Annotated in this window: 1 protein-coding gene; it reads left to right on the top strand. The window is 62.6% G+C overall.

What is annotated here, in order from left to right; genetic code table 11:
* Window positions 1-246 (top strand): IS66 family transposase (locus tag ACZBJS_RS42860; protein ID WP_463440376.1); only part of this gene is annotated, 246 nt, incomplete at both ends.

Here is a 246-nt window from a genome sequence, read left to right as displayed (position 1 = left end):
CCAGCTGATGGCGCAATGGATGGGCAAGCTCGGCTTCGAGCTCGAGATCGTGGCCGACTACATCTTCAGCGAGGTCAAGAAGGCCGAACGGGTCTTTGCCGACGAAACCACCTTGCCGACGCTCGCTCCGGGCTCCGGATCGACAAAGACGGCCTACTTATGGGCCTATGCCCGGGATGACCGAACCTTTGGCCGCAGCGGTCCCCCGATGGTGGCTTATCGCTTCGAAGACAGCCGCTCCGGCGA

Source organism: Bradyrhizobium sp. KZN70725, from assembly GCF_055264925.1.
Note: the sequence above shows the minus strand (reverse complement) of the source record. Positions and strands in the feature narration are given on the sequence as shown.